At 66.0% G+C, this 3,668-nt stretch carries 4 protein-coding genes; all 4 read right to left on the bottom strand.

Features of this window, described 5'->3' with window-relative positions:
* Positions 1-545 (bottom strand): 2-hydroxyacyl-CoA dehydratase family protein (locus VEG08_14055; GenBank protein ID HXZ29112.1); only part of this gene is annotated, 545 nt, incomplete at its 3' end.
* A gap of 47 nt (positions 546-592) precedes the next feature.
* Positions 593-1,741, bottom strand: coding sequence for a 2-hydroxyacyl-CoA dehydratase (locus VEG08_14050; GenBank protein ID HXZ29111.1), 1,149 nt, complete (start codon positions 1,739-1,741; stop codon positions 593-595).
* A gap of 27 nt (positions 1,742-1,768) precedes the next feature.
* Positions 1,769-2,560, bottom strand: coding sequence for an SDR family NAD(P)-dependent oxidoreductase (locus VEG08_14045; protein HXZ29110.1), 792 nt, complete (start codon positions 2,558-2,560; stop codon positions 1,769-1,771).
* 39 nt (positions 2,561-2,599) lie between these two features.
* Complete coding sequence (locus VEG08_14040; protein HXZ29109.1) at positions 2,600-3,601, bottom strand: amidohydrolase family protein; 1,002 nt, start codon at positions 3,599-3,601, stop codon at positions 2,600-2,602.
* Positions 3,602-3,668 lie beyond the last annotated feature (67 nt).

Raw genomic sequence — 3,668 nt, 5'->3', positions numbered from 1 at the left:
TTGCCGGTGATGTTCTCCAGCACGCTCACCAGTTCCTGGAGCTGCTTCACCACGTAGGCGATGTCGGCCGGGCTGGGCTCGGCCTCGCGGCAGAAGGGGACGTCGAGGACGTAGAGGCGGGAGCCGGTGAGGGCGGCCACGTGCTCGAACCACTTGACGTAGGTGTTGCATCCGACGAAGTTGCAGAGCACCAGAGAGGGCCGGGGCAGCTTGCCGCCGGTGGGAGTGATGCCCTTCAGGTAGGAGCCGATGTCAGCCTTCACATAGGCGCAGTTGTCGGCGGCGTAGCCCAGTTCCTCGGCGGCCAGGATGGGCTCGAGCGACTGGTGGCGGATGGCGAGCTGCAGGGCGTTGATCTCGGGGTAGAGAGGGACAGCGTCGAAGGCCTCGAGCAATTCCACGCAGTTGCCGGAGATCATGAGGGAGACGCTGGGCGGCAGGCCGGTGTGGGCGGAGGAGTCGAGGCGCTGGTACCACTTCAGCATCAGCTCCTTCTGGCGCTGGTGGATCTGGCCGCGGTATTCGCTGGTCTTGGCTTGAGTCATAGCATTCAGCAATCAGCACTCAGCATTCAGCCAGTGCAAGATCCTCCCTAGTCGAACAAGAGCGACTCCACGAACGTCTCCACTTCGGTGCGCAAGCGCTCGAAGGTGAACATCTTCTCCTCGAACTCCAGCAGCAGGTGAGGGAGGGCGATGTTCTCCAGCTCGCGCTTGAAGAGGACGTAATCGAAGTACGCGGGCTCGCAGAACTTGGCGATGAGGAAGATGACCGCCTGGGCGCGGTGGCGGCGCACTTTCTCGATCAGGCCCTGGAAGCGGGGGCGGCGGAAGTCGTGGCGCACGCTGGAGTAGACGCTGTGCTCGACGTAGCTCTCGGCCAGCGCGCCCAGGGCGTCGCCGTCGGGCGTGACGTCCTGGCGGAACCACTTCTGTCCCAGCACGAAGTCGTCGTCCACGATGTAGCAGCCGGCCTGCTCCATCAGGCGGATGAGGTCGAGGGGCGGCTGCTCGCAGAAGGCGCCCTCCACGATGACGCGGATGTTGTCGCGCGGCTTGGCGGCGCGGTCGGGCAGAGCCTCCAGGGCGCGGTCCAGCAGCGCGATGTGCTCCTCCACCGGCAGAAAGGCGCCGGCGCGCACCAGCAGGTAGAGCTCGGAGGCGGGCAGCAGGTGAGGACGCTCGGAGCGCATGTCGGAGAGCCGGCGGATCAGCCCGCGCTGCCGGTTGTAGAGCGCGATGGAGTGCTCCAGCGCGCCCTGGGCGGGCGCTTCGCCGCCCAGCACTTCCAGGCTCAGCATCAGGCGCTGGTACTCGCTGCGCAGGAAGTCCACGCTGGCGTGCGAGGCCGGGTTGTGCGGCAGGTGGAGGAAGTCCACGTACATCTGGGGGAAGTTGCGCTTCATCACGAAGCAGAGGTTGCGGGCGGAATCACAGATAGAAGAAAAGAGCAGGCCGTCCAGCGGCTGGAGGTGGCCGGTCATGCCCATCTCCATGGTGGTCTTGACGATGGAGCAGATGAAGGAGCCGAAGCGAGCGTCGGCGTGCTGCAAGTCGAGGCGGTCGCCGGCGCCGTTGAGCCCCACCGGCAGCATGCCGCAGGCGTGGATGAGCTCGGCGGGAGCGTAGACCGGGAAGTAGCCGATGGCCTTGCCGCCGGGATGCTGTTCCTTCCAGCGCCGCACCGAGGCCAGGCTCAGGTCGGTGACGATCTGCTCGCACTGTTCGAGGACTTGCTGCATCTCCCCACCTTCAGGACAACGGTTCTCCTAGCCCGCCATGGTGAGGCCGCCATTCACGCTGACCACCTGCCCGGTGACGTAGCGCGCGGCCTCGGAGGCGAAGAACAGCACCATGGGAGCGATCTCTTCGGGCTTGCCCAGGCGCTTGAGCGGGATGGCATTGACCACCGCGCCCAGGATCTTCTTGGTGAACTCGTCCTGCTGCATCTCTTCCAGCAGCGGGGTCTCGGCCAGGCCGGGGCAGACGATGTTGATGCGGATGTTGTCGCGGGCGTGCTCGCGGGCCAGGGTCTTGGAGAAGGCGATGACGGCGGCCTTGGAGCCGGCGTAGATGGCCTCGCCCAGAGAGCCCACGCGGGCCGAGTCGGAGCTGACGTTCACGATGCTGCCCTGCTTGCGCTCCTTCATGTGAGGCAGCACGGCGTAGCAGGTGTGGATGACGCCGCGGTAGTTCACGCCGATCACGCGCTCCCAGAGGTCGGGGGTGGTCTTGAGGAAGGGCATGAGGCGGTCCCAGCCGGCGTTGTTGACCAGGATGTCGAGCTTGCCCAGGCGCTGGATGGCTTCGGCGACTGCTTGCTGCACCTCATCCAGGCGCATGACGTCGGCCTGCACGGCGATGACTTGACGGCCAGTGGCCTGGGCGATGTCGCGGGCGGCGGCCTGGGCCTCGGGAAGGCGGAAGTCGAGGATGGCGACGTCGGCGCCGGCCTGGGCCAGGGCTTCGACGATGGCGCGGCCGATGCCGCGGGCCCCGCCCGTCACCAGGGCCGACTTGCCGCTCAGATCCACCGGGCTGCGGTGATTTTCGCTTGGCATAGACCTCGTGTCCCACGGGCGCCCCACGCGCCCGGCCTCTCAGCGTTCTGCGATCAGCGGCTCTCCTTCATCCACCAGCGTGGCGTCCGCTTCCGTCCACGCCGTCTTAGCTTTTGGGAGCTTGTCCAACTGGAAGAGCTGGATGGCGTTCTCGCGGAGGAGCTTGCGTTTGACCTCTTCCTTGAGGCCCAGGGTCTCGAGCTGCTCCAGGTTCTCCTTCCAAGGCAGGCCGTTGGTGCCCCAGATACATCGGTCGCGCCCCAGGCGGCTGTTCACGAACTGCAGGATGGGGGGAGAGAGGTAGCGGGGCATCCAGGCGTCGACGCCGAAGTAGACGTTGTCCCACTTGTAGCAGACGGAGATGAGTTCCTCGACCCAGGGCCAGCCGGTGTGCGCGCCCAGGATCTTCAGGTCGGGGAAGTCGCAGGCCACGCGATCCAGGTAGATAGGGCGGCCGCAGTCGCTGGGCATGGCCTCGAGCACGTGTCCCACCTGCATAGAGACGGGGACACCCAGCTCGACGCACTTGGCGTAGAGCGGGTACATCTTGGCGTCGTTCAGGGGGATGTCGAAGCCGTAGATGTGGACGTAAACACCCTTGAAGCCGTGGCGGGTGACCGCGGTCTCGATCTCGGCCAGGCTCTCCTTGATGCGGAAGGGGTTGTAGCCGGCCAGGCCGACGAAACGGTTGGGGTAGCGCTCGGTGTACTGCAGGACGTCTTCCAGGCGGGTGTCCATGTACATCCACTTGCGCCAGTAGGACCACATCTTGGCCTGGCAGATGAAGACGCGCTCGACGCTGGCCTCGTCCATGAGGCGGAGCATCTCCTCGACCGAGGGATAGCGGGGCAGGCCGCCGATGGAGCGCTCCATGCGGCACTCCAGCTCGCCCTGCTTGGCGCGGTCCCACTGCTGCATGAACTCCTGGGTGGCCACGTAGTACATGCAGTCGATGGCGGGGACGGCGGCGGGCATCTTGAGGACGCGGGCGGAGGAGTCCTGGGGCTGGTGGGTGGCCCGCTTGGTTGGCGCTGCGCGCATGGAGTTTCCTCCCGAAGGCACTACTCTGCCGGGTCTGGACACGAATCGCTGTGACTGAAGTCACAGG

The sequence above is a fragment of the Terriglobales bacterium genome (genome assembly GCA_035624475.1).
In the GTDB taxonomy this organism is placed as follows: domain Bacteria; phylum Acidobacteriota; class Terriglobia; order Terriglobales; family Acidobacteriaceae; genus DASPRL01.
The sequence above is the reverse complement of the archived record's forward strand: the minus strand, read 5'-3'. Positions and strand labels throughout refer to the sequence as shown.

Bases quoted from the DNA above. Each gene is read 5' to 3' on its own strand.
- VEG08_14045 (HXZ29110.1), bottom strand. From the start codon at position 2,560: ATGCCAAGCGAAAATCACCGCAGCCCGGTGGATCTGAGCGGCAAGTCG.
- VEG08_14050 (HXZ29111.1), bottom strand. From the start codon at position 1,741: ATGCAGCAAGTCCTCGAACAGTGCGAGCAGATCGTCACCGACCTGAGC.
- VEG08_14040 (HXZ29109.1), bottom strand. From the start codon at position 3,601: ATGCGCGCAGCGCCAACCAAGCGGGCCACCCACCAGCCCCAGGACTCC.